This window comes from Streptomyces sp. NPDC104831 (assembly GCF_055583025.1).
In genome coordinates this window covers 97,935-124,838 of record NZ_JBVJOT010000012.1, presented here as the reverse complement: position 1 = coordinate 124,838, position 26,904 = coordinate 97,935, and the positions used below count along the sequence as shown (strand labels likewise).

The window sequence follows — 26,904 nt, the reverse complement described above, 5'->3', positions numbered from 1 at the left end:
GAACTCGGGGAACTCGGTACTCGGGGTACTCGGGGAAGTGGGGTCGGTCACGGGTCAGTTGATGCGGATGAGCTTGGCCTTCAGGACGCCGAGCAGGCCGCCGTCGACGGTGACGTCCGAGCTGCCGGTGACGCTCACCGACCGGCCGCCGACCTTCACCCCGACCCGGCCCTGGATGTCGACGTTGCGGCCCGACACGCTCACGTCGCCGCGCCCCGCGTCCAGGGTGATGCCCTTGCGGTCGAGCACCACGGAGGTGAGCGGCTGCCGGCTCCTGCCGGCGTACACCGTCAGCTCGATCCGGTCCCGCCGGTCGTCCAGGAAGACCTCCAGGCGCTCGTCGGCGGTCCTCAGCCGCACCCCGGAGGGTCCTGGGGCCCGGGCGTCCAGCAGCTCCACCCGGTGCCCGGAGCGGGAGACGACGGATCGGCGGTTGACCTTCCCGGTGGTGCCGTCGATCAGCGGGATGTCGTGCGGGGAGGGCTCGTCGACGCCGTTGTACAGCCCGCCGATGACGTACGGGCTGTCCAGCAGGCCCTGTTCGAAGCCGACCAGGACCTCGTCGTTGACCTCGGGGCTCACCACGCCTCCGCCGCCCTTGCCGCCCCACTGCACGGTGCGCACCCAGTCGGTGGTGTACGTGTCGTCCAGCCAGGGGAAGCGCAGTCTCACCGCGCCGCTCTCGGCGCCGCCCGGCTCGCGCACGTCCGTGACCACGCCGATCGCCAGCCCCGGCATGCGCGGACCGCGGCTCGGCGCGTTGGCACCGGTCACCAGGCCGGTCAGGGAGCGGTCCGCGCTGGCGCTCACCCACACCGTGGTCCGGTACCCGCCGTGCGGCTCCAGGACGTGCTGCACGGCCGTCGCCGTGTACTTGCCGGAGAACGCCGGGCCGACGTTGCCGAGCGCCACCGGCTTGCCCGCCCGCAGCCTCGGGTTGCCCTCGGCGACCGCCTCCAGCTCGCCGAAGCCCGCGCTCACGTCCGCGGCCACGGCGCCGGCGACCGCGGTCGTCTCGGCCTGGGTGCGGTACGGGGTGTCGGTCACGGTCAGCTTCGACGACGTGCCGAACCGGGCGGCGAACGCCGGGCTCAGTCCCGGCACCACCGTGTCGCTCTCCACCGACGGCTGCCGGGCCACCAGCGGGCGCTTCGTGGTGACGTCCCAGCCGCGCACCTCCACCTGCGAGGCGCCGTCCGCCGCGGACAGCGCGGCGCGCAGCGCCAGCAGGTTCCGCCCGTACTCCAGCACCATCGGGTTCCGGGTGGCCGGGGTCGACGGCGCGGGCGCCCCGGACGCCTTCTCCGGCTTGGTGAACTGCAGGAGGCCCTGGTCGTCCACGCGGACCTGGGCGCCGCTCTCGGCCGCCAGGTACTGCAGGAAGTCCCAGTCGGACACGTTCGCCTGCGACAGCTGCCGGTACGTGACCGGCGCGGCCTCCACCTCCCCGCAGGCCAGCCCGGCCCCGGCGGCCACCTTGCGGACGATCGCCGCCGCCGTCATGTTCCGGTACGCCACCACCTTGCGGCCGCGCTGGAGGCGGTGCGCCTTGGAGTAGGCACGCACCACCGTGAACGAGCCCGTGCGGTCCCGGTCCACCTCCAGGGCCGTGACCTCGCCGTTGAACAGCCGCTCGCGGGCCTGCCCGTTCACGGTCACCACCGACACCCTGAGCGGGGTGCCGATGGTGATGCCGGCCGCCCGCAGGAACTCGTGGTCGGGGTCGCGGAAGGTGAGCTGCGCCGCGTCCGGCAGGCCCACGTTCTCGTCCACCACGCAGCTGACCAGCTGGGCGGCCCAGACCGGCGGCAGCTCGCCGGGCGTCTCGATGACGGGGTCCGCCGCGAAGGACCGGCCGCCCCGCGCCTCCGGTGTGCTCACCGCTCCTCCTCACCGCCGGCGTCCCGCAGCCCCGGCACCACCAGTTCGGTGCCGGGCACGAGCGCCATCGGGTCGTCGATTCCGTTCGCCTCCGCGATGACCCGCCAGGCCGTCGCGTCGCCGTACTCCCGCCAGGCCAGCATCGCCAGGCTGTCGCCCGCCACCACGGTGTGCGTGCTGCGGGCGGTGCGCGCGCCGGACGTCGGGTTCTGGCCCGCCGGGTCGACGCTCGCCTCCTCGATGGACAGCGCGCAGGTGGCCCTGAGCGGCCTGCCGTCCACGTCGAAGAGGGTGTACGACACCGAGAGGCTGGAGAGCACCCCGTCGAACGAGGTGGTCCGCGCGGTGCCCCACTCGAACCGCACCCAGGGGCTCGCCGGCTTCTTCCGGCCGAGGCTGGCCGGGGTCGGCACGCACCCCTTCATCAACTTCTCCACCGCCTGCTCCACGGAGTTGTCGTGGGTGGCGGTGGCGTCCAGGAACACCTCCAGGCTCAGCTCGCGCGGCCCGCTGCCGACGAACTCGGGCAGCGCCGACTGGCCCGCCATCCGGGACGGGGTGCGCCGCCACTCGGTGGTCTTGCGCAGCTCCAGGGTGGAGGGGTTGAACTGGAGGTCGAGCCGCGCGATCGTGCCGCCGGGCTTCGCCCCGACCGAGGCGGGGGGCTCCATGAGGGTCAGCTGGGCCCTGGCCCGGCTGGAACGGAACGCTGGGGACATGCCGGGACTTCCTTTCTTACGGGCGCGGGCGGGTACGGCTCATGAGGCGGTCGGGCGGGTCAGGACGGGCGCAGGCCCTCGTGGGCGATCTCCAGGGACTCCACGGCCGCCTCGGAGCTGCCCGGGTCGAAGGACGGCCCCTGCCAGCGCACCGGGACGATCCCGAACACCTGCCAGCTGATGATCGGGGTCCGGTCCGGCCTCAGCGCCACGATCTCGCCGTCCTTGGGCTCCACCCGCTTCAGCGTCTCGTCCAGCCAGCGGCCGATCTTCGCCGTGTCGGCGGTGACCGGCCGGGTGAGCGTGATGTTGGACCAGGTCACGCGGCCGGGCAGCTGCCAGGTGAAGCCGTTGTTGCCGCCCTCGGCGTAGCTCTCGATCTCCACCTCGGCGCCCATCCCGGAGCAGGTGTGGAAGGCCCCGAGGTCGTTGCCGCCGATCGCGAGCCGGAAGAACACGCTCGTCGCGAAGATGCTGTCCGTCATTGGTCCGTCATCCGTTCCGTGGCCTCGTGCCTCATCCGTGGCGTGGCGTCGTTCATGGGTCGCCTCATCGGTTCCGTGGTCTCAGCGGCGTCCGTCGTGCGGACGGCCCGTGCGGTCCCGGCCGCGCCGCAGTTCGGCGCGCAGCAGCCGGGCCACCGGGTCGAGCAGGCGGCGCGCCAGGTCGTCCAGGTCGAGACCGGGGTCGTGGGGCGGGGCCTCGGGGGACCGGCGGGCCGCGTCCTTGCCGGCGGCGGACGACGAACCGGCCGGCGTACCGGACGGCGTACCGGGTACGGAGGCCGACCGGTGGTGACCGCGTTTCGGCGCGGCCGGGCCCGCGGTCTCGCCGGCGCGCTGCACCACGGGCGCCGGGCCCCCGGTGGTGGCGCCGGCCCGCGCGGGGTTCTTCCACCGCACCACGGGCACGGGCGCCGCCGGGGCCACCGCCGGCGTGCCCGCCGGGCGGTCCGCGAGCGGCGGCGCCTGCGGGGCGGTCACCGGGAGGGACCGCGCGGGAGCGGCGGGCGCGCCGGGCCCGGACGCCTGCGCGCGCGGCGGGGCGGGCCGGACGACGGGGACGCGCTGGACCGTGGGCGCGGACCCGTGCGCGGGCCGCGCGGGGGCGGGAGTGCGTCCGCCCGCCGGTCCGGGGGCGCCGCGCACCGGGCTCGCGGAGACGGAGGAAGGTGCGGCCGGGGTCTGCGGGCCGGGGTGGGCGGGCGCGGCCCGCGGGATCGGCGGGGTGCCGGGGGCGGTCGCGTCCGCGGCAGGGGCGGGGGCCGGGGTGCCCGGCCAGCGCGCGGGCACCACGGGACGCCCGGCGGGGCGGGGGGCGGCGGGTGCCGCCGCGCCCGCCGGGGGCCGGGTGTTCAGGGTGAGCGGGCGCGCGGCGAGCAGGGAGAGGGTACGGGGCGCCGCCGGGGCGGAACGGGCCGCGGTGAGCGGGGGCTGCCCGGCCGGTCCGGGGCGCCGGGCGCCCGGGGCACCGGGAGCACCGGGAGCACCGGGCGAGCCGTCGGCCACGGCCCGGGCGACGACGACCGGGGTTCCGGCGGGGCCGGACCGCCCGCGCCCGCCGGTGCCCGGCCGGGCACCGGGCGCCGTACCGGGGCGTCGCGTGTCGCCTGCCCGGCCGGCGGTCGCCGCCGGGGACGGTCCCCCCGCCGCCGTGGCCGCGGGCCCGCTCACGGCGGCGGCCCGGGACCCGGTGGCCTCGGCCCCGCCCGCGACGGCCGGGCTCTGGGAGGCGGTGGTCCGGGGCGCCGTCACCAGTGGCGTGGCAGGGCCGTTCCCGGGGTGCGACGAGGTGCCGCCGAGCCCCGGGGTGCCTCCGTCGGCCGGGTCCGCCGCCAGACCGCGCTGTACAGCGGCCTTCCCCAGCAGGGGCGCGTCCGGACCGCTGCCGGTAGCCGCCGAACGCCCGGACTCCGCGACGCCCGAGTCGCCCACCGCACTCCGCCGCACGCCGGGCTTCCCCACCACGGGCGCGTCCAGGCCGCTGCCGGAACCGGCCGAACGCCCGGACCCGGGAGCACCGTTGTCCGCCCCCGCACTGCGCCGCACAGCGGACTGCCCCGCCGGCGGCGCGTCCGGACCGCTGCCGGAACCCGACGAACGCCCGGACTCCGCGACGCCCGTGTCCCCCACCGCGCTCCGCCGCACGCCGGGCTTCCCCACCACGGGCGCGTCCAGGCCGCTCCCGGGGTGGGCACCGGTCTCCGGCGCGCCCGTGCCGTCCGCGTCCGCCGTCACGCTCCGCTGCACGGCACCCTTGCCCAGCAACGGCGCCGACGGGCCGCCTTCGGTCCGCGCGCCGGCCTGCGCCGAAGTGCCTCCGCTCCGCACCGCGTCCTCCCCCGGCGTCGGCGCGTGCGCACCGGCCCCGGAGCCGGTCCCGACGGCGGGGTCCGTCGCCGGGCGGCGCTGTACGGCTCCCGGGCCCGGCAGCGGCGCGCCCGCACCGGCGCCCGGGGCCGGGCGGGGCGTGGCCCTGGTGGGCGTACGTCCTTGCTCCGGCGTGGCTCCCGACGGCCGCTGCGGTCGTGCCTGGGCACGTCGGCCGGCCCGGGCGCCGGACCCGGAAGCCCCGGGGATGTCGGCGCTGGGCGGCAGTTCAGGCAGCGGCGCGCCCAGGCCGCCGCGTGCGCGTGCCCCGTCGCGCGCGGCGGGACGGCCCGGGGCGCCGGGTCCGTCCGGGGCGGGCCGGGCGGTCCCCCTCGCCCCGGTGTCGTGCGCCGGGGTGCCGGACGCGCCGTCGGTCTGCCGCTGCACGACGGGGAGCGCCGGTCCGGGCGCGGAGCCGGCACCGGACGTGGCGCGCTGGACCGGCCCGCCGTCCGTCAGCGGGCGGGCGGTGGACGGGAGTTCGCCGAGCGGGGCGCCGAGGGGCGCACGGCTCGCCGTGCCCCGCGCCGCATCGGCCGAGCGCGCCGTCGCCCCGGCCGGGGAGGCCGTGGCCGGGCCGGCGGGAGCCTCAGGGCCGCGGGCGGCGGCCGGGCGCACCGGTGCCTCGGGGGCCCGGTCCGGGGCCGGGGCCGGGGGTCGTAGCGCGGTGACGCGGCGCGCCGGGCCGGCCGGACGGCGGGCCACGGTCAGGGAGGGGCTCGCCGGGCGGGGCCGGACCACCGGACGGGGCGCGTCGGCCCCGGCGGTACGGGACGCCTGCGGCCCTCCGCCGCCCGCCGGGCCGGGCCGCGCCTCGCCGGTGACCGCGCCCGGGACCGGCGTCACCCGCCGCACCAGCGGGATCCGCGGTGCGCTGGGCCCGCGGCCGGCGTCGGCGGGGGTCACCACCGGGCCGGCGCCGGGCGCGACCGCCCGCTGGACGGCGGGGGAGGACGGGGACAGCACGGCGGGGGAATCCGTGGACGACGTGAGGGCACGCCCCGGCGAGGCCCCACCCGCACGCCCCGGCCGCGCGGAACCCTCACGAGGGACACCGGAGGCACGGGTGGCACCGGAAGGCCGTACGGCCGAAGAGGCCGGGCCGGGCGCGGCGGAACCGTCCGGCGCGCCCGCCGGCTCCTGGTCCCCCTCCCGCCGCAGCGCCCGCAGCAGCAGCGGGCCGCCCGCGGTGCGCTCGGGCCGGGGGGCGGCCGGGCGGCGGGTGACGCCGTGCACCAGGCCCGTGGGGGCCGTGGGCAGCAGCGCGTGGGCGAGCCCGGAGTCGAACGACGGGTTCTGCCAGGCCGCGAGGCCCGACCGGAAGGCCAGGCCGTCGCTGACGCCGAGCGGCGCGCGGGACACGGTCAATTCCTGCGGCGCGGTACGGCGCCAGCCGCCGTCCCAGTCGGCGGGCACGGCGCCGGCCGGGGCGTCCGGCGCGACGGGAACCGGGACCGCCGGCGCGGCGGCGGCCGGCACGCCGTCGTGTTCCCCGCGCCGCGGGCCCTCCGTTCCGGCGGACCGGCGGCGCAGCCTGTCCCGCCATGCCATGTGCTCAACCGCCTTCGTTCACGCGGGTGTTGATACGGGCGATCTCGGCCACCCACTGCCGTCGTTCGTCATGGGTCAGGTCGAGGATCTCCTCGCGCGCCCAGTGGAAGTGATAGGCGATGTACGCGATCTCCTCCCGGAGCCGGGGAAGGGCGTACGTCACGATTCCCCCAGGCGCCCACCCGAGAGGTCGACCTCGAAGCCGCCCTCGCAGTGCGGGCAGGTCACCGCCGCCCGGGTGTGGCCCTCGCTGTTGACGCGGCGGTAGAAGTCCTGGAGGAAGGCGACGTCGGTGGCGTACATCCGCTCGACGATCCCGGCGTGCACATCGGTGATGGAGCCGATCCGGGTGATCACCTGGCTCAGCAGCACCACGCTCAGGTACGCCGGGTTCTCCTTGACCCGCAGGTCGATCTGCGGCCGCAGCTCGTCCCGGGCCGTGGCCAGGCGCATGGAGCCCTCGCGGTGCACCGTGCCCGCCTCGTCGACGTAGCCGCGCGGCAGCACGAACTCGAACTCGGTGCGCAGCCCGTGCTGCTCCTCGCGGGGCGGCGGGGGGGCCGGGACGGCGGCTGGGGGCGCCGCCGCCTGCTCGGTCGCCGGGGCGGGCGCCGTCGCCTGGAGGATCTCCTCCAGGTTGCCCGCCGTCACGGTACGGCGCCTCATTCGACGATGATCTCCTCGAACACGATGGTGACGGACTCGGTGGCCGCGGCCGAATCGCCCGCCTTCAGGGACGGGCCCTCCCACTTGGAGGCCCAGCCCTGCATCAGCTGGATGCGGCGGACCGTGTTGCCCTCGGTGTCCTTGATCTCGATCGTGAGGTTCTGCCGGGCGGCGTTCACGGCGCCCTTGTTCAGCGTCTCCTTGATCCAGTTGGTGAACTCGCTGCTCTGGTCGAGTCCCCGGGTGATCGTGATCTCACCGGCCTGCCGGCCGCCCGGCTGCTTGCGGATTATCTGCTTGCCCTCCGCGGTGACCTGCTTGACCTCGACGACGTCCTCCTCGACGGTCAGGCCGCTGATCTCCTGGATGGACTCGACCAGGTAGCCGCCGAGCTGCACGCCGAAGACGTGGGTGGAAAGAGCATCGCCCGTTGCCATGACTGTCTGTCACCTTCCGTTGCCGACCCGCGGGTCGTTGTTCTGGCTCGATCTCACTCGTCGATGAGGCTGGTGCTGTCGGAGAACTGGGCCAGCCGGAACACCACGAACTCCGCGGGCTTGACCGGCGAGACGCCGATCTCGCAGACGACGCGGCCCTGGTCGATGGACTCCTGCGGGTTGTTGTCCCGGTCGCACTTGACGTAGAACGCCTCTTCGGCGGTGCGGCCGAACAGCGCGCCCCGGCGCCACTCCTCGGTGAGGAAGGCGGTGACGTTGCGCCGGATGCTCGACCAGAGCCGGTCGTCGTTCGGCTCGAAGACCACCCACTGGGTGCCCAGGAGGATCGACTCCTCCAGGTAGTTGAACAGCCGGCGCACGTTCAGGTAGCGCCAGGCCGGGTCGGAGGAGAGGGTGCGGGCGCCCCACACCCGGATGCCCCGGCCCGGGAAGGCGCGTACGCAGTTGACGCCGATCGGGTTGAGCAGGTCCTGCTCGCCCTTGCTGAGCCGCAGCTCCAGGTCGACCGCGCCGCGGATCACCTCGTTGGCGGGGGCCTTGTGCACGCCGCGCTCGTGGTCGCTGCGCGCCCACACACCGGCGATGTGCCCGCTCGGCGGGACGGTGGTGTTGCGTCCGGCGGCCGGGTCGAAGACGCGCACCCACGGGTAGTAGAGGGTGGCGTACCGGGAGTCGTAGCCCGCCTCGTCGTTGCGCCAGGTGCGCACCTGCTGGGCGTTGAGCCCGGGCGGGGTGTCCAGCACCGCGACCCGGTCGCCCATCTGCTCGCAGTGCGAGATGACGGCGAGCTGGACCGTGCGCACGCCCTCGGCGTCGATGTCGCCGCGCTGGTAGGCGCTCATCAGGTCCGGCACCGCGACCATGGTGATCTCGTCGATGGTCTCCAGGCCGCCGAAGCCGGTGCGGGCCGCCGGGTCGCCGACGTACTCCGCCGGGTCGAGGCGGGCCACCGCGCCGGAGCCCGACGGGGCGGGGGCGGCGGCCGGGGCCTCGGCGAGCGGCACGGTCTGGTTGGCGGGCCGGGTCTGGGCGGCGCCCTGCTGCTCGGTGACCTCGATCAGCCGGGAGCCGCGGGCCTGGGTGACCAGGTAGCCCTTGACGTTCTTCCGGGTGGAGGCCTCGTACGTCTCCGCCACCTGGTCGCCCTGGCGGACCAGCACCTTGAAGCGGTCCTCGGGCGGGTTCTCGCCGTCGGCGTCGGCGATCTCCACCGACACCCCGGAGGCGCCCGGCCGGGCCGCGACCAGGAAGCCGCCGAGCTCGACGGGCTGGGCCGCCCGGGTCTCGCGCCGGCCGCCGGTGCCGGCCGCCGGGGCGGAGGCGTCCTCGGCGGAGCCGCCGACGCGCACCACGTACGCGGCGCCGCCGCCGTTGGCGAAGTAGCCGTAGACCGAGTGGGGCAGGTAGGCGCCCTCGGTGAAGCCGCCGAACAGCTGGGTGTACTGGTCCCAGCTGGTGACCAGCGTCGGGGTGTGGAACGGGCCGGTCTCGGCGAACCCGACGAACGCGGCGACGGCGGTGCCGACCCCTTCGATCGGGCGGGCACCGGACTGCACCTCCTCCACGTACACGCCCGGGGTGAGGTACGTCGGCATGCTCGCTCCTTCGGGTCCTTGCGGGGTGGTTCACCTGTGTCCAGGCCGAGTCTGCGGGGCGGACGTGCCGTGGGCACAGGGACGTGCGGACCCGACCGGGGGCAGGAACACTGCCTCTCCCAGCCCGCCCCGAGGGCCCCGCCGCCACCCGGACGTGCCCCCGCGCTGCCCCTACGGCCCTGGACGCCCGCGCGGGCCCCGGGCGCCCGCGGGGGGAACGTCCGCGATCGGGCGGCGGAGGCGGACGCGGACCCCGCGCACGGCGACGCTTCCCGGATCCGCGCCGGCCCCACGCAGGTCACCTGCTTCCCCGTGACGCCGTCGGCAAGCACGGCGGCAGCGGGCACCCGCGGGGACCGGGCGGCCCCGCGCGGTCCCTCAGGCGCCCACGGCCGACGCCAGGTACGGACCGAACTCCGTCTCCAGGACCAGCCGGCCCAGCTTGCGGTACTCCTGGGCGATCGCCGTCACCACCTGGCCCATGGTGAGCGGCTCCCCGGACTCCGCCGCGAGGTAGGCGGCGGTCACCGCGCAGGCCCGGATCGAGCCGCCGGCCAGTTCGAAGCGGTCGGCGCAGAAGCCGAGGTCCAGGTCGCCGGCCCGGGGCAGCCGGTCGCCCAGGCAGCGCTCCCACAGGGCGAGGCGCTGGGTGGCGTCGGGCACCGGGAAGTCGGCGATCACGTCCAGCCGGCGGGTGAACGCCTCGTCCAGGTTGGCCCGCAGGTTGGTGGTCAGCACCGCGATCCCGTCGAAGGACTCCATGCGCTGGAGCAGGTACGCCGACTCGATGTTGGCGTGCCGGTCGTGCGCGTCCTTCACCTCCGAGCGCTTGCCGAAGATCGCGTCGGCCTCGTCGAAGAGCAGCACGGCGTTGACCGCCGACGCCTCGGTGAAGATCCGCTCCAGGTTCTTCTCGGTCTCGCCCACGTACTTGTCGACGACCGTGGACAGGTCCACCACGTACAGGTCCATGCCCAGGTCCGACGCGACGACCTCGGCGGACATGGTCTTGCCGGTGCCCGACTCGCCCGCGAACAGGGCGATCACCCCGCGCCCGCGCCCGCCGCCGGGCCGCATCCCCCACTGCCCGAGCACCTGTTCGCGGTGGCGGGCGCGCAGCGCGAGTTCGCGCAGCCGCCGGTGGGTGAGCGGCGGCAGCACCAGGTCGTCCCAGCCGACCGAGGGCTCCACCCGGCGGGCCAGCCGGTCCAGGCCCGCGCCGTTCTGGGCGCGTACGGCGGTGCGCAGGTCGTCGGGGCGGACCGGGCGGCCGGCCAGGGCGGCCGTGCGCACGGCCACGTCGGCGGCGCGGCGCACCTGCCCGGAGTCCAGGCGGTGCGCGGCCACCGCCCGGGCGAGCGCCTCGGTGTCGCCGGGCACCGAGCCGTCGCCGGCGGCCCGCTCCAGGGCGTGCCGCCAGCGCGCGGCCTGCCGCTCGGGCGAGGGCGCCGGCACGGTCAGGACGACGGGGGTGTCGGCGGCCCAGCCCGGGTCCCAGCCGACGGCGCCGTGCGTCAGCAGCGGGATGCCCCGCAGCGCCGTGCACAACGCCCGCAGCGCGCGGGCGCGTCCGGCGGGCTCGTCGGGCAGCGACTCCAGCGGGCCGAGGACGACCCCGGCGCCGGTCAGGCGGGCTTCGAGGGCGGCGACCCGGGCCAGCTCGGGGATGTCGCCGGGGCGCCGGGCGAGGGCCGCCGCGTCCAGGACGAGCGGGGGTGCCCCGGCCGCGCGCAGTGCCGCGACGGCCAGGCCCTCGGCGTCGCCGCCCCGGCCGCGCAGATGGACCAGGCCGGTGCCGGTCCGGGCCGCGGCCGCCGTGCGGCGCACCTCGGCGGGCTCGGCGGTCGGGTCCTCGCGGGCCTCGTCGAGCACACCGGCGAGCCGGGCGTCGGGCCGGGCGTTGCCGAGGAGGTGGGCGGTGACCCGGTCGGGGACCACGAGGACGCGGGACAGCGGCGGCCGGTCCGGTTCGGTGACCTCCACCAGACCGCCCGCGACCAGCGGGGCGCCGGGGGCGAGCCGGAACCGGCCGGGTGCCGCGCCGGCGAGCCCGCACAGCTCCAGGGCGAGGCCGACGGTGGGCCGGCGGCGGGTCAGGTCGTCGTTGAGGTAGCCGTAGAGCCGCTCGAACCGCGCGTCCAGGTCGGGCGCCACCGCGACCAGGAGCAGGTCCAGGTCCAGCGGCGTCAGCCCGAACCGCGCGGCGAGGGCGCCGGGCACGGAACCGGCCGGCGGCCGCCAGGGCCCGGGCTCGGGCACGCCGAGCCCGCCCGGCTCGTCCAGGATGCGCGCCGCCGCCTCGGGGGTCAGGTACTGCCCGCGGTACGGGTCGTCGGGATCGGGGTCCCCGGCCCGCCGCACGCCCACCGCCCACCGCACCCGCTCCTCGACGGCCTGAAGCCGGTCCCAGAGAGGGTCTGTCCCGTCCCCGGCGACGTCCTCGCCGCCCGGTCCCCCGGCGGGGACTGCGGCGCCCGGCGCGGTGCCGGAGGCGCTCGGCCCGGCCGTGGCGTCCGGGGCGGGGGCGGTCCCGTCGCCCGGGTCCCCGGGGGGCCCGGGGGTGGTGCGGTCGGTCGCGGGGGGTTCGGTCGTGCGGGTCACGGCTGGCGGTCTCCACGGTGGCGGCGGCGGGCGGGGGCCGGGCCCCGTTCGCGGGGGCCGGCGAAGCCCTGCCGGCCCGGGTCGGTGGTCTCCTTGTAGCGCAGCCGGCGCCCCGGATCGGCCTCCCCGTCCGCGCCCCGGGCGGCGGAGCGTACGACGAGCCCCTCGGTGACCGGCGGCGCGACCGCCGTGACCGCGCCGGCGAGCGGGGCCCGTACCCGCACCCCCAGCGACGCCTTCAGCTCCCCGCCGAGTGCCGACCACACATCGGCGGCGGCCGGCACGTCGGCGGCGGTCCCGGCGACGTCCAGGCCCACGGTCAGGCCGAGTTCGGCGAGCGTGCCGGTGAGCAGCCGCGCGGGCAGGGTGTCGGCGGAGACCAGGCAGGCGAGCACCTGCGACAGCAGCCGGTGCTCGTCCTGCGGGCGGCTCGCCCACGCCGTGACCAGGTACGTCAGGTCGAACCAGCGGGGCGGGGTGCGCCGCGCCACGAGCTGCCCGTCCGCGTCGTACACCTCGCCCGCGCCGCTGCCGCGCCGGGCGGCGTCCTCCCGGATGTCGTACAGGAAGACGCAGACCGTGGGCGCGCTGCGGCGCGCGGCCCAGTCCCGGGTGGGGGCGTCGAAGACGACCTCGACGCCCGACGCCTCCAGGCCGGACTCGCCGAGCAGCCGGCGCAGCCCCTCGTCGACCTCGTGGATCACCGGCGCGTCACCTCGTCGGGCGGCTGGATGCTGCCGCTGACCACCAGGAAGTCGGTCTTCACCGGGGAGAAGCCGGGACCCTTGGCGAAGATCTCGCGCGGCCCGGTCTGGTCCTTGGCGAGGATGAGCAGCTGGCCGATGAAGGTGCCGTCCGGCTTGGGCACGGTCGGCGCCGCCGCCGCGGTGATCCCCGGCTTCCAGGTGAACCGCACCGGCGCCCCGGGCGGGAAGTCCTTGCCGCGCACGGAGGTGACGAAGCCGGGCTTGCCGATGCCGGGCACGGCGACGATGCGCGGCTGGAGGATCCGCAGCCGCTGCCGCGTGGTGTTGTCACCGCGGTCCGCGTCCGTGCCGGTGGTGGTGAGCACGCCGGTGACCTGGCCGGTCATCGCCTTCTTGGGGCTGAGGACGACGCGTACCACGGTGCTCGCGCCCGGTCCCAGGTCCGGCAGCGCGCACACCCAGGAGGCGTCGCAGCCCGGCGGCGGTCCGCTGTCGGGGATGCCGGCGGGCAGCCCGATGCGCAGCCGCAGGCCGGTGGCCAGCGCGTCGCGGCCGTTGCGGACGGTGTACGTCACCACGACCCGTCCGCCGACGTAGCCGGGGTTCGGCTGGGCCGTGACGCGCACGCCGGGCCCGGCCTTCGGCGCCGGCGGCTCCGGCGGCACCGGCGGCACCGGCGGCACCGGCGGCACCGGCGGCACCGGCGGCACCGGCGGCACGGTGGGCGGCGGCGTCGGAACCGGGGGCGGAGTCGTGGGCGGGGTCGGGGTCGGGGTGGGTGTCGGGGTCGGCGTGGGGGTGGGTGTCGGGGTCGGCGGCGGGGCCGTGCGCACCGGCACCACGGTCCGGCCGGCGTTGTCGCCGGGCCGCGGGTCCAGGACCGTACCGGTGACCGACCAGCCGACCGGCGCGTCACCCGGGGTGAGCCCGGTGAGGGTGACGTCCACCGGGACCGTCGTACCGGGCGGCACCGCGCCCAGGTCGCACTGGAGGGTCGTGGCGTCGCAGGTGCCGCCGGGCCGGGTGACCTCGGTGACGACGACACCGGCCGGCGGCGCGATGGTCAGCCGGGTGCCGGGGGAGGCGGCGGGGCCGTTGTTCACGACGTCGACGCGGACCGTGGTGGAGTCGCCGACGGTCACCTGCGGGACGGTGCCGGGCGCCCGGACGGCGAGGTCGACGGACTGCTGGACGCTGGGCTCCTTGTGCCGGCCGGGCAGGTCGTTGGTGAGCTTGGTCAGCTCGCCCGTCACGACGTTCAGCACCTTGAGCTTCTCCGGGCTGTTGACCCGCCGGCCGGGACGGGAGCTGAGCACCAGGGACGTGCCGTCGGGCGTCCAGGCGGCGTCCCGGGGCTGGAACGGCCCGGGGTTGTCCGGCAGTTCGCGGTGGCAGGCGTCGGCCGCGTCACGGGCGGAGCCGGGCAGGAGCACCCGGCAGGCGTCGCCGGACACGGAGGTCACGATGATGCCGTTGTGCTCGTCGATCCGGGAGGCGTCGTTCTTGCGGTTGAAGGCGATGCTGCGCCCGTCGGGGGAGAACGCGGGGCTGTCGTCGATGACCGCGCAGCCGTCCGGGCAGATCCTGTCGCTCAGGTCGGTCTGCCGGTCCGGGCTCTGCACGGGCACGGTCCAGATGTGCTTGTTGCCGCCGGCGCCGTAGACCAGCTTGTTGCGGGTGAAGGCCAGCGTCGTGCCGTCGGGGGACCAGGTGGGCTGGGCGTCCTGGCCCTGGAGTTCCCCGGCGGGCGGGACGATCCGGCCGGTGATCGCGCCGGAGGCGACGTCGGCGATGAGCACCTGGCTGGTTCCCGCGGCCCCGTCGGCGCCCGGCGAGATCCGGGTGAAGGCGAGGGACTTGCCGTCCGGGGAGAACGCGGGGTCGGTGTCCCGGTCGCGCGGTCCGCGTCCGGCGAGCCGCAGTCGCTCCGGGTGCGTGCCGTCGGCGTCCGCCAGCCAGATCTCCTCGACACGGCTGCCGCGCTCGCCGAGGAAGCGGGTCACCACGATCCGGCGGCCGTCCGGCGTGTAGCTCTGCCGCTCGGTCCACGGGTCGTAGTCGGGCCGGGGCTGGAAGAGCGGGTCCTTCGCGGCGTCGGTGTTGGTGTCCGCCTCCGGGTCCTCGTTCAGGATCGTCAGGTTCAGGTCGCGGGGGTCGGCCCCGTCCGCCCGGATGTCCTGGAGCGTCACCGTGTGCGGGCCGTCGGCCGTGACGTGCTCCACCACCGCCCGGCCGCCGTCGAGCGGGCCGAGCCAGGTGGGCGAGCCGACCTCCCGGTCCTCGTCCAGCACCAGTCCCGGCGTTCCGGTGTCGTGCCGCTTGGCGCGGAACACGTGGTCGTAGTTGCCCTCGCACTGGCAGGTGATCTCGGGGCTGAGGAACAGCACCTCGTCGCCGCCCGGCATCCAGGCCGGCGCGTGCGCCCGCCACTGCTCCCGGTCGCCGCCGAGCAGCGGCTCGTCGGTCGTGCCGGTGCCGTTCGTCTCCCTCAGCCGGGACTGGCCGCCCTTGGTGGCGGTGTACGCGATGAGGCCGCCGTGGGTGTCGTCGTTCACCGGGTTCCACACCGGTTCGGTGGCCGTGCCGTTCACGGGATCGGTGACCCGGGTGGGGGTGTCCCCGGTGGGGACGCCCTTGACCAGGGGACGTACGTAGATCTGCGCGCCGGCCGCCGAGTCCTCGTCGCTGGAGTACGCGAGGCGCGTCCCGTCCGGGGAGACCGTCGGGTAGGTCTCGTCGGCGGAGGTCTTGGTGAGCTGGCTCGGCCCGGAGCCGTCGGTGCCCACCCGCCACAGATCGCGCTGGTCCCTGCCGTCCGGGCCGCCGGGCCCGGCCGCGTCGAAGACCACGGAGGCGCCGTCCGGCGTCAGCCGGGGGTGGGCCGCGTCCATGCCGAAGGTGAGACGGCGCACGGAACCGCCGGCGGTCCGCAGATAGATCTGCGGGTCCTTCTCGTCGCGGCGGCTGGCGAAGACCAGCTGGTCGCCCAGGGCGGACGGCTGGATGTCGTTGTGGACCGGGATGTCGTTGTAGACCGGGCCCTCGTCGAACAACGGGACGCTGGTCCTGTCGGAGGTGGGTACACCGAGACTGCGGTGCCGGGTGCCGGCGAACGCGATCCGGGTCTCCGGGGCGGTGGTGGCCACCCGCGGCGAGGCGTCGGCGGTGCCGTCCACACCGGAGGCCGCGGTCGCCCCGAGCAGCGGGACCAGCAGCAGTGCCGACGCGCCGAGCCGCCCCAGGCGGTACCGCCCGCCGGGGCCAGCGGTTCCCATCAAGGTCCCCCTCGCAGTCTGGTGCGGCAGTCCGGGTGTACCCCTGCGGCAGTCCGGGTGCGCCCCCGCCACCCTGTCCGGGCCGCGTCCGGCATGGGAGGGCGGCGGGGCCATACCCGGGGGAAACGCTCGGTGTGCTTTGGGGCAGCGCGCGTTCCCGGCCGGGCCGCGGCCGTGACCGGGACGGTCCGTCAGATCAGGCCGTTGCGCAGCGCGTAGCCCACGGCGTGGGCCCGGTTGCGCAGCTGGAGCCGGGTGATGACCTCGTGGAGGATGTTCTTGACGGTCCGTTCGGAGTACGAGGTCTTGCGCGCGATCTCCGCGGTGTCCAGCCCCTCCGACACCATCCGCAGCATGTCCGCCTCGCGGGTGGTCAGCGTGGACAGGGACAGCCCCCGCGGGTCGAGCGCCGAGCGCTGCAGGCCGCCGACGTGACTGAGGAGCTTGCCGAGCAGGTCGCCGGGCAGGACGCCCTCGCCGTTGGCTATCGCGAGGACGAGCCGCAGCAGCTGGTCCTGGTCGGCCTCGGCGCGCCGCAGCACCGCCGCCACCCCGCACTCGATGACGCGTTGCAGCGAGCCGGAGCCGAGGGTGGCGACCACCAGGCCGGTCCGGGTGGCGGTGTTGTGCCGCAGGCGGTGCAGCAGGGCGGTCACGTCGTCGTCGACGTGGTCCACCACCACCAGCGACACCTGGGCCCGCTCGGCGTCGGCTTCGGCGGACAGTTCGATCTCGGGGCGCTGCCGCAGCTGCTGCACGACGCCCAGGCGCAGCACGGGGTCGGCGGCGTAGACGGCGACGGTCACCCGGTCGGGCCGGTCGGTGCGGGGGGTCCGGTGCGTGGTCCAGGCGGGAGCCGACCCACCGGACGGGGTGGTGGGCATGGCCGGCCCGGCTGTCTCAGTGCTGGACATAGCGGTTTACCTGTCTCAAGAGTGCTGGTCGGGGTATGCGGGGACGGGGACGAGCGCCGTCGGACGGCGCACCCGGGGCGACGGCGGCCTCAACCGTTCGTCTCCCTCGGGGAGTTGGCGGGTGACCCGAGGGGCACCGAGACTGCCCGGGCATTGCCCTCGCGCTTCTCGCGGCGCTCCCGGGCGCGGTCTAGCGTGCTGGCGTGACGCCTTCTGCAGCCTCTTCCAGCCCCGGCGCTCCCGGCCTCGACATCCCGGAAGTGACCGTGGCGCCGGGGGACATCGCCACGACCACCGTGACCGTGCGCAACGACAGCGACATCGTCGAGGCGTACAGCCTGGAGATCGTGGGGGACTGCGCCGCCTGGACCACCGTGGAGCCCGCCCGGGTCTCCCTGTATCCGGGCACGTCCGAGACGGTGACGGTGCGGCTGGAGCCGCCGCGCTCCCCCGAGGTGCGGGCGGGCGAGGTGCCCCTCGGCGTGCGGGTGCTGCCGGCCGAGCACCCGGAGTCGGTGCGGGTCCTCGAGACCGTCGTGCACATCGGGGCGTTCCACGAGCTGCACAGCGAACTGGCCCCGCGCCGGCGGCGCGGCTGGCTGCGCGGACGCTACCGGCTGGCGGTGCGCAACCAGGGCAACACCCCGGTGCTGGTGGGCTTCACCGCCGGACAGGCGGGCGAGGAGCTGGCGTTCGCCTTCACCCCGGCGCAGCAGCCGCTGGAGCCCGGCGAGTCGGCGGAGATCGGCCTGCGGGTGCGCACGGGCAAGCCGGTGTGGTTCGGCGCCCCGGTGGTGTGGCCGTTCACCGTGGACGCCGCCGAGACCGGTGAACAGGACGAGCCCCGGCGGGACGAACCCGTCGTACGGGCGCCGCTGGACGCGGAGTTCGTCCAGATCCCGATCTTCCCGAAGTGGCTGCTCGCGCTGCTCGCGGCGCTGCTCGCGCTGCTGCTGGCCTGGTTCATGCTGGTCCGTCCGGCGGTGCGCAGCGCTGCCAAGGAAGCGGCCACCGAGGCGGTCCAGCCGCGGCCCACGCCCGCCGGGGAGGAGGACGCCGCCGGGCAGACCCCGGGCACCGGTCCCGGTACGGGTACGGGTACGGGCAAGAACACCGCGCCCGGTGGCGGGCGGTCGAGCGTTCCGGGCACGGGTGGCGACGGCACGTCCGGTGAGGACGGCACGTCGGGCGACGGCGGCAGCGGCACCGTGGTGGGCGGCGGCCGGCAGACCTCGCAGACCATCGACGTGCAGTCGGCCCGCGGGGAGACCAAGACCGGCGTCTACCAGGTGCCCAAGGACAGCGTCTTCGGGGTCACGGACATCGTCGTCGCCAACTTCCAGGGCGACGAGGGGCTGATGACGATCAGCTTCGGGGACCGCAAGATCACCACCATCGCGCTGGAGACCTTCCGCAACCAGGATTACCACTGGGTGACCCCCATCAAGATCCCCGAGAACGACACCGTGACCGTCGAAGTGACGTGTGAGAAGCCCGGTACACCGGCGTCCGGACGTCAGGCGCAGGGATGCCACGAGGTCCTGAACGTGAGTGGCGTGCTCAGTCGTACCAGCCAGTAACTTCAACCCCATATCCTGACACATTGTCAGTCGACATTGGGTGCATTTGCCAAGAGTTAGCGCTTTCTCCGTCCGGAAACAGCCATCACGTGGCTGAAAAATGCCACCCCTCCGGCGCCTCGTGTCTCCGGTGCGCCCTCCGCGCTCCGAGTGCGCCGCCGCGCCGGACGGACCGCCGCCCCGGGGAACGTGAGGCCCCTCACCCGGCCGCCCGGCACCCGGGGACCCGGGTGCCGCCGCACGACCGGGCCGCCGGCGGCAACCCTGTCGCGGCGGCACCACATAGGCGTGCGCGCCGACGTCCGGGTCGGGGACACCCGGACGTCGGGACACCGGGACACCGGGCACCACGCGGAGCCGCGTCCCCGGAACGAAGGCGCCACACCCTCCGGCCGCCCGCCCGCCGGCAACACCACGACGACCGCCGGGCCCGGACGGCGGCACCATATCTGTTCCCGCGACTGGAGAATTGCCCGCAGCACGCCGAAAGGTTTTGCGATGAGGGCGCTCCAGAATGTCGCCTCCGGCGACACCGGGTGAAAGAAAACCTGGGTGTGCCGGGGCGGTCCGTGTTACCGTGATAACAGTTGCAGTTTTGATTGCCGGATTTTTCCGGGACCCCTGAGGGGCGATCATCGCGGCGACTCGGGATCCGCACAGTGCGGATCACGGCACTGCCCCTAGGGAGAATCAATATGGCATCTGGCACCGTGAAGTGGTTCAACGCGGAAAAGGGCTTCGGCTTCATCGAGCAGGACGGCGGCGGCGCCGACGTGTTCGCGCACTACTCGAACATCGCCACCTCCGGCTTCCGCGAGCTTCAGGAAGGCCAGAAGGTTACCTTCGACGTCACGCAGGGCCAGAAGGGCCCGCAGGCCGAGAACATCGTTCCCGCCTGACGCTGACGCGTTCTACGAGGCCGGGGCCCGCGCTCATGGGGCGCGGGCCCCGGTCCGTTTGCCCTCTTCCGGGAAACCCCGGCCCCGTTTACCCGCCGTCCGGGCCCCCTGGCGCCTTTCGGCTCTCCCTTCGGCTCATTCTTGTGAATTCTGCCGCGGTTGCGCACCGCCGAAAGGAATTCCTCGACACGTGCCGCGCACCTCGAGGAGGTTCCTCATCATGAACCCCACCCGTCGTACCCGGGGCGCCGCAGGCACCGGTGGCACCGGCCGCCGCGGCGGCAACGACTCCGCCTCTTTCCGTTCGTCGCGGACCAACGCGCGCGGCAAGGGCCCGCAGGGCAAGAGCCCCGGCGCCCGGCGCGCGCCGCGCGGCGAGTTCGCCCTCCCGGTCACCCTCACCGAGGCGCTGCCGCCGGCCGAGACGTTCGCCGAACTGGACCTGCCCGAGGCGCTGCACACCGCGCTGCGCACCGAAGGCGTGACGGCGCCCTTCCCCATCCAGGCGGCGACGCTGCCGAACACGCTGGCCGGCCGGGACGTCCTCGGCCGCGGCCGCACCGGGTCGGGCAAGACGCTCGCCTTCGGCCTGCCCCTGCTGGCCCGGCTGGCCGGGCAGCGGGCCGAGCCCCGGCAGCCGCTGGCCCTGGTCCTCGTCCCCACCCGGGAGTTGGCCCAGCAGGTCACCGACGCCCTCACCCCTTACGCGCGGGCGCTGCGCCTGCGTCTGGTCACCGTCGTCGGCGGCATGTCCATCGGGCGCCAGACGTCCGCGCTGCGCGCCGGAGCCGAGGTCGTCGTCGCGACCCCGGGCCGGCTCAAGGACCTCATCGACCGCGGCGGCTGCCGGCTGGACCGGGTGGCCGTCACCGTCCTGGACGAGGCCGACCAGATGACCGACATGGGCTTCATGCCCCAGGTCACCGCCCTGCTCGACCAGGTCCGCCCGGACGGTCAGCGGATGCTGTTCTCGGCCACCCTGGACCGCAACATCGACCTCCTGGTGCGCCGCTACCTGCACGACCCGGTCGTGCACTCGGTCGACCCGTCGGCGGGCGCGGTCACCACGATGGAGCACCACCTGCTGCACGTCCACGACGACGACAAGCACACCACCGCGACCGAGATCGCCGCCCGCGACGGCCGCGTGATCATGTTCCTGGACACCAAGCACGCGGCGGAACGGCTGGCCAAGCACCTGCTGTCGGTCGGCGTGCGGGCCTCGGCGCTGCACGGCGGCAAGTCCCAGCCGCAGCGCACCCGCACCCTCGCCCGGTTCAAGGACGGCGAGGTCACGGTCCTGGTGGCCACCAACGTCGCCGCCCGCGGCCTGCACATCGACGACATCGACCTCGTGGTGAACGTCGATCCGCCCGCCGACCACAAGGACTACCTGCACCGGGGCGGCCGTACCGCCCGGGCCGGCAAGTCCGGCACCGTCGTCACCCTGGTGCTGCCGCACCAGCGGCGGGCGGTGGACCGTCTCATGAGCGCGGCCGACATCACCGCCCGCACCACCCGCGTCCGCCCGGGCGAGCCCGAGCTGACCCGGATCACCGGCGCCCGGACCCCCTCCGGCGTCCCCGTCACCCTCGCCGCACCGGCCGCCGAACGTCCCCAGTCCGCCGGCGCCCCCGGGCGCGGCCGGGGCGGACGGTCCCGGCGGCCCCGCGGTCCCCGGCGCGCCCCGTCCGGGCGTCCCGCTCCCGAGGGGAACCGGTGACCGCATCCGTCCCCCTGGCCGTCGAGCGGCCCCGCGCCCTCGGCGTCCTCATCCGCATCCCGACCGCTCAGCTGGAGGCACCATGCGCTGTGTCATCGCCCGTTTCCCCTTCGACCTGACCAAGTCCGAGGTCGAGCGGTCGATGGAGGGCGTCCCGCCGGAGCCCGCCGTCGGCGTCTGCGCGACCGTCGACGGCCGGGTCTACCCGGTCAAGCAGATCGGGCAGATCATCACCGGGCAGGACCGCCGCGACTTCACCGCGGCCGAGGTGAGCCGTGCGCTGACCCGGCTCGGCTTCACCTGCCACGAGGTGTCGGCCACGCCGCCGGCGGAGCACCGCGCGGCCTCCTCGCTCCCCTGGGCGGACAACCCGCTGGCCTAGAGCGGCACCGGCGCCACGACAGAAACGGGCGGCGGAAGTCCGTCCGGGACGGGATCGTACGCATGGACAGGAACGGAAGCCCCGCCGGGCACGTCTCTCCGGCCGGAGCGCACACCTACCGGATGCCCCTTCCCCGGCTCACCCTGACCCCGGACGGCGGCCACGGCCCGCTGGCCGGGGCGTGGTGGCCCCGCTGCGACGCGCTGGAACTGGAACTGCCGGCCCTGGTCGGCGCGCTGGCCGCCGGCCTCGGCGCGGTCACCCACGTCACCGTGGACACCGCGGCCTGGCCGGACGCCCCGCACCGGGTGCCGGCGCCCGGCCGGGTCATCCTGGTGTCCCTGTCGGCCGTCGACACCGAGGCCCACACCATCTGCCTGGGCTACGGCACCGGGGACCACCGGGAGCTGCTGGTCGTCCCGCCCGGCGAGGCGGCCGACGCGGCGCGCTGGCTGCTGACCACCGCCGCCGACCCGGAAAACGCCCTGAGCGCCCCGCACATGCTGGCGCTCGCCGGCGCCACCTGGGAGCGCTGAGGAGCACCGCCCCTCCCTGCCGTCCGCCCCGCCGCCAGTGCCGCCAGTACCGCCGGCGAGGCCCGGTCGAGTCCCACGAGCGACACGGACGTTCCGGGACCCGGTCCGCGCCCGGGCACCGGGGCGGGGCGCGCGCGTCACGCCCGGGACGGCTCCGGCCGCGCCGGCGGCTCCTCGGTGGTCGCGGGGGGCGCGGCCCGGCGGCGGGAGCGCCCGCCGAGGACGCTGACCGCGGCGGCGAGGAGGGCCGCCGCGAACGGCACCAGCAGGCCCGCACGGTAGCCGTCCAGCCGCCCGTCCGCGGCGTCGGCGTGGGTGGCGACCGCGGTGACGGCGGAGAGACCGAGCGCGGCGCCGAACTGGAAGGCGGTGTAGAGCAGGCCGCCCGCGAGGCCCTGCTCCCGCTCCGCGACGCCGTCCGTGGCCGTGATCGTCAGCGGCCCGTACGCCAGGGAGAAGGCCAGGCCGACGAGGAGCAGGCTGGGGAACATCGCCGCGTAGGTCCAGTCGGCCCGCACCGGCAGGAACAGCCCGTAGGCCAGGGCCGCGAGGAGCAGGCCGCCGGTGATCACCCGGGCGTTGCCGAAGCGGGCGGTCAGGCGCGGGGTGAGGGTCGGCGAGAGCACCGCGTCGATGCCGGCGACCAGCATCGCCAGGCTGGTCTGGAGCGTGGACCAGCCGCGCAGTTCCTGGAGGTAGAGCACGACGAGGAACTGGAAGCCGAAGAACCCGCCGGAGAACAGCAGCGCCGCGATGTTGGCCCGCACCAGCCTGCCGTCGCGCAGGATGCCCAGGCGGACGAGGGGTTCGGCGACCCGCCGTTCGATCAGGACGAAGGCCGCGAGGAACGCCAGCCCGGCCAGCAGCGTGCCCGCGGTGACGGCGGCCCCGGCCTGGGCGGCGCGCTCCACGCCCAGCACGATCAGCACCAGGGCGGCGGTCACGGTGAGCGCGCCGGCGAGGTCCACGCGCCGGCGGGACCCGCCGGGGCGCGCGTCCCGGGGCACGCAGACGACGGCCGCGGCCAGGATGAGGGCGGCGAGCAGGACGGGCGCGAAGAACACCCACCGCCAGTGGACGGCGGCCAGCAGCCCGCCGGCGACCAGCCCGACGGTGAAGCCGCCGGCGGCGGTGCCCGAGTAGACGAGCAGGGCCCGGTCGCGCTCGGGACCCTCGGGGAAGCCCGTCGTGATGACGGACAGCCCCGCCGGGGTCATGAAGGCGGCGGCGACGCCCGTGACGAACCGGGCGAGGACCAGCGTCCAGCCCTCCGTGGCCAGTCCGCCGAGCCCGGAGAACAGCAGGAACACGGCGAGCCACAGCACGAACATCCGCCGGCGCCCGAACAGGTCGGCCGCCCGGCCGCCGAGCAGCATGAAGCCGCCGTACCCGAGGACGTAGGCGCTCATGACCCACTGCAGCTCGCCCGTGGACATCCCGAGGTCGGAACGGATCGACGGCAGCGCCACGTTGAGCATGGCGACGTCGATGCCTTCGAGGAAGATCGCGCCGCACAGCACGAGCAGCACGCCCCAGCGGCGTGCGCCCGGTCCGGACGCGGCGGGCGGGGTGGTGACCACGATGAACTCCTCCCGGAGCAAAGGTGTTTGGGATGCGTCCAGCCTTCGCCCCGCGCCGTCCGGGAACAACGGCGAAGTGCGCGACGTTCGTTCAGCCAGGCTTACCGATCGATGCCCGGACCCCCGTCCGCGGCCCCCGGAGAGGTACGTGGACCACAACGAACTCGCCTGCTTCCTCGTCCTCGCCGAGGAGCTGCACTTCGGCCGCACCGCCGACCGGCTGCGGCTGTCCCGCGCCCGGGTGAGCCAGCTCGTCCAGCGGCTCGAACGCCGCGTCGGGGCGCCCCTGTTCACCCGCACGAGCCGGCGGGTGGCCCTGACCGACCTCGGCAGCGGACTGCGCGCGGAGCTGGAACCCCACTACCGCGGCATGCAGGACGCCCTGGCGCACGCCGTGGCCGCGGCCCGCGCGTCGGCCGGGGTCCTGCACGTCGGCTTCTCCACCCCGCTGGCCGGGGAGATCGCGCTGAAGACGGCCGAGCGGCTGCGCGCCGCCCGCCCCGGGGCCACCGTCGAGGTGTGCGAGGTGCCGTTCGGCGATCCCTACGGCATGCTGCGCCGGGGCGACTTCGACGTCCAGCTGACCGACTTCCCCGCGCGGGACGCCGATCTGCGCCACGGGCCCGCCCTGCTCGCCGAGGGCCGGGTGCTCGCCGTCGCGGCGGGGCATCCGCTGGCCGGGCGGGGCGCGGTGACACCGGAGGACCTGGCCGGGGTCGCCCTGCTGGCCATCGAGGGGGACGCCCCCGAGCACTGGCGCCGGCACCGGACGCCGGACCGCACGCCCGGTGGCCGGCCGATCGGGCGGGGGCCGTCCGTCGCCTCCTTCGCGGAGGCGCTGACCCTCGTGGCCGGCGGCCGGGGCGCCCTGCTCACGGCGGCCCACACCGCCCTCTACCACGGCCGGCCCGGCGTCTCGTACGTGCCGGTCGTCGGCGAGGAGCCGCTGCGCTACGGCGTGATGTGGCGGGCCGGCGACGCGAGCGGCACCGTGCGGCTCTTCGCGGCCCTCGCCCGCGAGGCCGCACGGGAGATTCCGCTGCCCTCGCCCCCCGCCCGCCGGGTCCGCGCGGCGTGAGCGCGGGGCGCGCGGACCCGGCGGGCCCCGTCGCCCGCCCCCGCCCGGCACGGCGCGGGCACACGGCGCGGCCCGCGCCACCGGGCCCCGGCCCGGCCACCGCGGCACCCGGCCCGAGCGCGCCCCGCGACCGGCACCGCCGGGGCCCCGTCCGGCCGCCGTGACACGCGGCCGGTTACTGCGTCCGGGTGCATCCCTCACCCGGACGGCCGTGTGGCGGCCTTGCCCGGGCCCCCCGGGGCGCACTCCGGCGGTGAGGATGGCCGGTGACACCGCCGTCGTGGCACGGGCGGACGCGAGCATCGGGAGTGGGACCACTTGTGAGCATCCTGAACGAACCCCAGGGCGGTGGCGCGGCAGCCGAGGACTCGTACGAGAACGAGCTGCCGGTCCGGCGCAAGCAGCCCGGCAACGTCGTGGTGAGGTGGCTGACCACCACCGACCACAAGACGATCGGCACGCTCTATCTGGCGACGTCGTTCGCGTTCTTCCTGTTCGGCGGCGTGATGGCGCTGCTCATGCGCGCCGAGCTGGCCCGCCCCGGCCTCCAGATCATCTCCAACGAGCAGTTCAACCAGATGTTCACGATGCACGGCACCGTGATGCTGCTGATGTTCGCCACCCCGCTGTTCGCCGGCTTCACCAACTGGATCATGCCGCTCCAGATCGGCGCGCCCGACGTGGCCTTCCCCCGGCTGAACATGTTCGCCTACTGGCTCTACCTGTTCGGCTCGCTCATCGCGGTCGGCGGCTTCCTCACCAACAACGGCGCGGCCGACTTCGGCTGGTTCGCCTACAGCCCGCTGTCGGACGCCACCCGCACCCCCGGGGTCGGCGGGAACCTGTGGATCCTCGGCCTGGCCTTCTCCGGTTTCGGCACGATCCTCGGCGCCGTCAACTTCATCACCACGATCGTCTGCATGCGCGCCCCGGGCATGACCATGTTCCGCATGCCGATCTTCACCTGGAACGTGCTGCTGACCGGTGTGCTGGTCCTGCTGGCCTTCCCGGTGCTGGCCGCCGCCCTGTTCGCGCTGGCCGCGGACCGCATCTACGGCGCCCACGTGTACGACCCGGCGAACGGCGGCCCCCTGCTCTGGCAGCACCTGTTCTGGTTCTTCGGGCATCCGGAGGTGTACATCATCGCCCTGCCGTTCTTCGGCATCGTCACCGAGATCATCCCGGTGTTCGCCCGCAAGCCGATCTTCGGATACATGGGCCTGGTGGCCGCGACCATCGCCATCGCCGGGCTGTCGGTCACGGTGTGGGCCCACCACATGTACGTCACCGGCGGTGTGCTGCTGCCCTTCTTCGCCTTCATGACGTTCCTGATCGCCGTGCCGACCGGGGTGAAGTTCTTCAACTGGATCGGCACGATGTGGAAGGGCTCGCTGTCCTTCGAGACACCGATGCTGTGGGCGGCCGGCTTCCTCGTGACGTTCCTCTTCGGCGGGCTGACCGGCGTCATCCTCGCCTCGCCGCCCATGGACTTCCACGTCTCCGACACGTACTTCGTGGTGGCCCACTTCCACTACGTGGTCTTCGGGACGGTCGTCTTCGCGATGTTCGCCGGGTTCCACTTCTGGTGGCCCAAGTTCACGGGGAAGATGCTCGACGAGCGCCTCGGCAAGATCACCTTCTGGACGCTGTTCGTCGGCTTCCACGGCACCTTCCTGGTCCAGCACTGGCTGGGCGCCGAGGGCATGCCCCGCCGCTACGCCGACTACCTGGCGTCCGACGGCTTCACCGCGCTGAACACGCTGTCCTCCATCAGCTCCTTCCTGCTCGGCCTGTCCATGCTGCCGTTCCTGTACAACGTCTGGAAGACCGCCAAGTTCGGCCGGCCGGTCGGCATCGACGACCCCTGGGGCTACGGCCGTTCGCTGGAGTGGGCGACCTCCTGCCCGCCGCCCCGGCACAACTTCGTCACCCTGCCCCGGATCCGCAGCGAGTCCCCGGCCTTCGACCTGCACCACCCGGACATCGCGGCGCGGGAGCAGGAGGGCTACGAGATCGCCACCAGCGACCGGCCCCGCGGATGAGCGGCCTGCGCAAGCGGGGGACCGGCACCGGCGGTGACCTCGGCAACGAGGTCGAGGGCTATCTGCTGTGGCAGGCCCGGATCGCCGAGGCCGAGCAGCGCGCCCGCGAGTTCACCGGCCCCCTGGAGTGGCTGACCACGGCCCAGCGCGAGGAGGTCGAGCGGCACTACACCGCCGACAGCCTGCGCCGGGCCCGGGCCGACCTGGAGCGCGTCGCGGCCCGGTGCGTGTCGCTGCGGGCCGAGTACGAGCACCGCTACCAGGAGCTGCGGCGGCGCTGTCTGGCCGTGGTGCTCGCGGTGTGCGCCGGCTGCACGGCACTGGCCGCGCTGCTGCTGTGCCTGTGAG

21 protein-coding genes are annotated in these 26,904 nt (G+C 75.3%); 8 read left to right on the top strand and 13 right to left on the bottom strand.

Annotated features, from left to right (window positions below; translation table 11 throughout):
• Nucleotides 1-54: 54 nt before the first annotated feature.
• The 12 genes from ACZ63H_RS11540 to ACZ63H_RS11485 form a co-directional block, all read right to left on the bottom strand.
• On the bottom strand, nt 55-1,881 hold the full coding sequence (locus ACZ63H_RS11540; protein WP_469863794.1) for a VgrG-related protein: 1,827 nt from the start codon (nt 1,879-1,881) through the stop codon (nt 55-57).
• Nucleotides 1,878-2,600 carry a CIS tube protein gene (locus ACZ63H_RS11535; protein ID WP_318202309.1) on the bottom strand — a complete coding sequence of 241 codons (723 nt, stop codon included), beginning with the start codon at nt 2,598-2,600 and terminating at the stop codon, nt 1,878-1,880. Before ACZ63H_RS11535 ends, ACZ63H_RS11540 begins: the two co-directional genes overlap by 4 nt.
• Nucleotides 2,601-2,659: 59 nt before the next feature.
• On the bottom strand, nt 2,660-3,085 hold the full coding sequence (locus ACZ63H_RS11530; protein WP_469863792.1) for a phage tail protein: 426 nt from the start codon (nt 3,083-3,085) through the stop codon (nt 2,660-2,662).
• A gap of 81 nt (nt 3,086-3,166) precedes the next feature.
• Nucleotides 3,167-6,520, bottom strand: a complete 3,354-nt coding sequence (locus tag ACZ63H_RS11525; protein WP_469863790.1) for a DNA polymerase III subunit gamma/tau domain-containing protein — start codon at nt 6,518-6,520, stop codon at nt 3,167-3,169.
• Between the two features lie 4 nt (nt 6,521-6,524).
• Nucleotides 6,525-6,683, bottom strand: a complete 159-nt coding sequence (locus ACZ63H_RS11520) for a DUF6760 family protein (protein ID WP_318202312.1) — start codon at nt 6,681-6,683, stop codon at nt 6,525-6,527.
• The gene (locus ACZ63H_RS11515; RefSeq protein ID WP_469863788.1) at nt 6,680-7,186 is read right to left on the bottom strand and encodes a hypothetical protein; all 507 of its coding nucleotides are present in this window, start codon (nt 7,184-7,186) and stop codon (nt 6,680-6,682) included. The genes ACZ63H_RS11520 and ACZ63H_RS11515 overlap by 4 nt, the downstream gene beginning before the upstream one ends.
• Nucleotides 7,183-7,623: a phage tail protein gene (locus tag ACZ63H_RS11510; protein ID WP_469863786.1), complete on the bottom strand. Its 441-nt coding sequence runs from the start codon at nt 7,621-7,623 to the stop codon at nt 7,183-7,185. The genes ACZ63H_RS11515 and ACZ63H_RS11510 overlap by 4 nt, the downstream gene beginning before the upstream one ends.
• Nucleotides 7,624-7,676: 53 nt before the next feature.
• Nucleotides 7,677-9,239 (bottom strand): phage tail sheath family protein, encoded by a 1,563-nt coding sequence (locus tag ACZ63H_RS11505; protein WP_469863785.1) that lies wholly within the window; start codon nt 9,237-9,239, stop codon nt 7,677-7,679.
• Between the two features lie 378 nt (nt 9,240-9,617).
• Nucleotides 9,618-11,840, bottom strand: coding sequence for an AAA family ATPase (locus ACZ63H_RS11500; protein ID WP_469863783.1), 2,223 nt, complete (start codon nt 11,838-11,840; stop codon nt 9,618-9,620).
• Complete coding sequence (locus tag ACZ63H_RS11495; RefSeq protein ID WP_469863781.1) at nt 11,837-12,544, bottom strand: Pvc16 family protein; 708 nt, start codon at nt 12,542-12,544, stop codon at nt 11,837-11,839. Before ACZ63H_RS11495 ends, ACZ63H_RS11500 begins: the two co-directional genes overlap by 4 nt.
• Complete coding sequence (locus ACZ63H_RS11490) at nt 12,541-15,822, bottom strand: hypothetical protein (RefSeq protein WP_469863779.1); 3,282 nt, start codon at nt 15,820-15,822, stop codon at nt 12,541-12,543. The genes ACZ63H_RS11495 and ACZ63H_RS11490 overlap by 4 nt, the downstream gene beginning before the upstream one ends.
• Nucleotides 15,823-16,013: 191 nt before the next feature.
• Nucleotides 16,014-16,736 carry a helix-turn-helix transcriptional regulator gene (locus tag ACZ63H_RS11485; protein WP_469863777.1) on the bottom strand — a complete coding sequence of 241 codons (723 nt, stop codon included), beginning with the start codon at nt 16,734-16,736 and terminating at the stop codon, nt 16,014-16,016.
• Between the two features lie 203 nt (nt 16,737-16,939).
• Between ACZ63H_RS11485 and ACZ63H_RS11480 the strand changes: the two genes are divergently transcribed.
• From ACZ63H_RS11480 to ACZ63H_RS11460, 5 genes are all read left to right on the top strand, one after another.
• Nucleotides 16,940-18,316 carry a COG1470 family protein gene (locus tag ACZ63H_RS11480; protein WP_469863775.1) on the top strand — a complete coding sequence of 459 codons (1,377 nt, stop codon included), beginning with the start codon at nt 16,940-16,942 and terminating at the stop codon, nt 18,314-18,316.
• Between the two features lie 695 nt (nt 18,317-19,011).
• On the top strand, nt 19,012-19,215 hold the full coding sequence (locus ACZ63H_RS11475) for a cold-shock protein (protein ID WP_007383480.1): 204 nt from the start codon (nt 19,012-19,014) through the stop codon (nt 19,213-19,215).
• Between the two features lie 220 nt (nt 19,216-19,435).
• Nucleotides 19,436-20,938, top strand: a complete 1,503-nt coding sequence (locus ACZ63H_RS11470) for a DEAD/DEAH box helicase (RefSeq protein WP_469863773.1) — start codon at nt 19,436-19,438, stop codon at nt 20,936-20,938.
• Nucleotides 20,939-21,020: 82 nt separating this feature from the next.
• Complete coding sequence (locus tag ACZ63H_RS11465) at nt 21,021-21,320, top strand: SCO5918 family protein (RefSeq protein ID WP_469863771.1); 300 nt, start codon at nt 21,021-21,023, stop codon at nt 21,318-21,320.
• Between the two features lie 62 nt (nt 21,321-21,382).
• Complete coding sequence (locus tag ACZ63H_RS11460) at nt 21,383-21,856, top strand: DUF5994 family protein (RefSeq protein WP_469863769.1); 474 nt, start codon at nt 21,383-21,385, stop codon at nt 21,854-21,856.
• A 137-nt stretch (nt 21,857-21,993) separates the two neighbouring features.
• Here ACZ63H_RS11460 and ACZ63H_RS11455 read toward each other — a convergent pair whose 3' ends face one another.
• Nucleotides 21,994-23,436, bottom strand: a complete 1,443-nt coding sequence (locus ACZ63H_RS11455; RefSeq protein WP_469863767.1) for an MFS transporter — start codon at nt 23,434-23,436, stop codon at nt 21,994-21,996.
• 148 nt (nt 23,437-23,584) lie between these two features.
• Between ACZ63H_RS11455 and ACZ63H_RS11450 the strand changes: the two genes are divergently transcribed.
• From ACZ63H_RS11450 to ACZ63H_RS11440, 3 genes are all read left to right on the top strand, one after another.
• Nucleotides 23,585-24,514 carry a LysR family transcriptional regulator gene (locus ACZ63H_RS11450; protein WP_469863765.1) on the top strand — a complete coding sequence of 310 codons (930 nt, stop codon included), beginning with the start codon at nt 23,585-23,587 and terminating at the stop codon, nt 24,512-24,514.
• A 320-nt stretch (nt 24,515-24,834) separates the two neighbouring features.
• Nucleotides 24,835-26,556 carry an aa3-type cytochrome oxidase subunit I gene (gene ctaD / locus ACZ63H_RS11445; RefSeq protein WP_469863763.1) on the top strand — a complete coding sequence of 574 codons (1,722 nt, stop codon included), beginning with the start codon at nt 24,835-24,837 and terminating at the stop codon, nt 26,554-26,556.
• The gene (locus ACZ63H_RS11440) at nt 26,553-26,903 is read left to right on the top strand and encodes a cytochrome C oxidase subunit I (protein WP_469863761.1); all 351 of its coding nucleotides are present in this window, start codon (nt 26,553-26,555) and stop codon (nt 26,901-26,903) included. Before ctaD ends, ACZ63H_RS11440 begins: the two co-directional genes overlap by 4 nt.
• Nucleotide 26,904 lies beyond the last annotated feature (1 nt).

Coding starts and splice junctions, on each gene's coding strand:
- ACZ63H_RS11485 (WP_469863777.1), bottom strand. CDS start 16,736: ATGTCCAGCACTGAGACAGCCGGGCCGGCCATGCCCACCACCCCGTCC.
- ACZ63H_RS11530 (WP_469863792.1), bottom strand. CDS start 3,085: ATGACGGACAGCATCTTCGCGACGAGCGTGTTCTTCCGGCTCGCGATC.
- ACZ63H_RS11470 (WP_469863773.1), top strand. CDS start 19,436: ATGAACCCCACCCGTCGTACCCGGGGCGCCGCAGGCACCGGTGGCACC.
- ACZ63H_RS11490 (WP_469863779.1), bottom strand. CDS start 15,822: ATGGGAACCGCTGGCCCCGGCGGGCGGTACCGCCTGGGGCGGCTCGGC.
- ACZ63H_RS11475 (WP_007383480.1), top strand. CDS start 19,012: ATGGCATCTGGCACCGTGAAGTGGTTCAACGCGGAAAAGGGCTTCGGC.
- ACZ63H_RS11505 (WP_469863785.1), bottom strand. CDS start 9,239: ATGCCGACGTACCTCACCCCGGGCGTGTACGTGGAGGAGGTGCAGTCC.
- ACZ63H_RS11460 (WP_469863769.1), top strand. CDS start 21,383: ATGGACAGGAACGGAAGCCCCGCCGGGCACGTCTCTCCGGCCGGAGCG.
- ACZ63H_RS11465 (WP_469863771.1), top strand. CDS start 21,021: ATGCGCTGTGTCATCGCCCGTTTCCCCTTCGACCTGACCAAGTCCGAG.
- ACZ63H_RS11525 (WP_469863790.1), bottom strand. CDS start 6,520: ATGGCATGGCGGGACAGGCTGCGCCGCCGGTCCGCCGGAACGGAGGGC.
- ACZ63H_RS11510 (WP_469863786.1), bottom strand. CDS start 7,623: ATGGCAACGGGCGATGCTCTTTCCACCCACGTCTTCGGCGTGCAGCTC.
- ACZ63H_RS11515 (WP_469863788.1), bottom strand. CDS start 7,186: ATGAGGCGCCGTACCGTGACGGCGGGCAACCTGGAGGAGATCCTCCAG.
- ACZ63H_RS11440 (WP_469863761.1), top strand. CDS start 26,553: ATGAGCGGCCTGCGCAAGCGGGGGACCGGCACCGGCGGTGACCTCGGC.
- ACZ63H_RS11535 (WP_318202309.1), bottom strand. CDS start 2,600: ATGTCCCCAGCGTTCCGTTCCAGCCGGGCCAGGGCCCAGCTGACCCTC.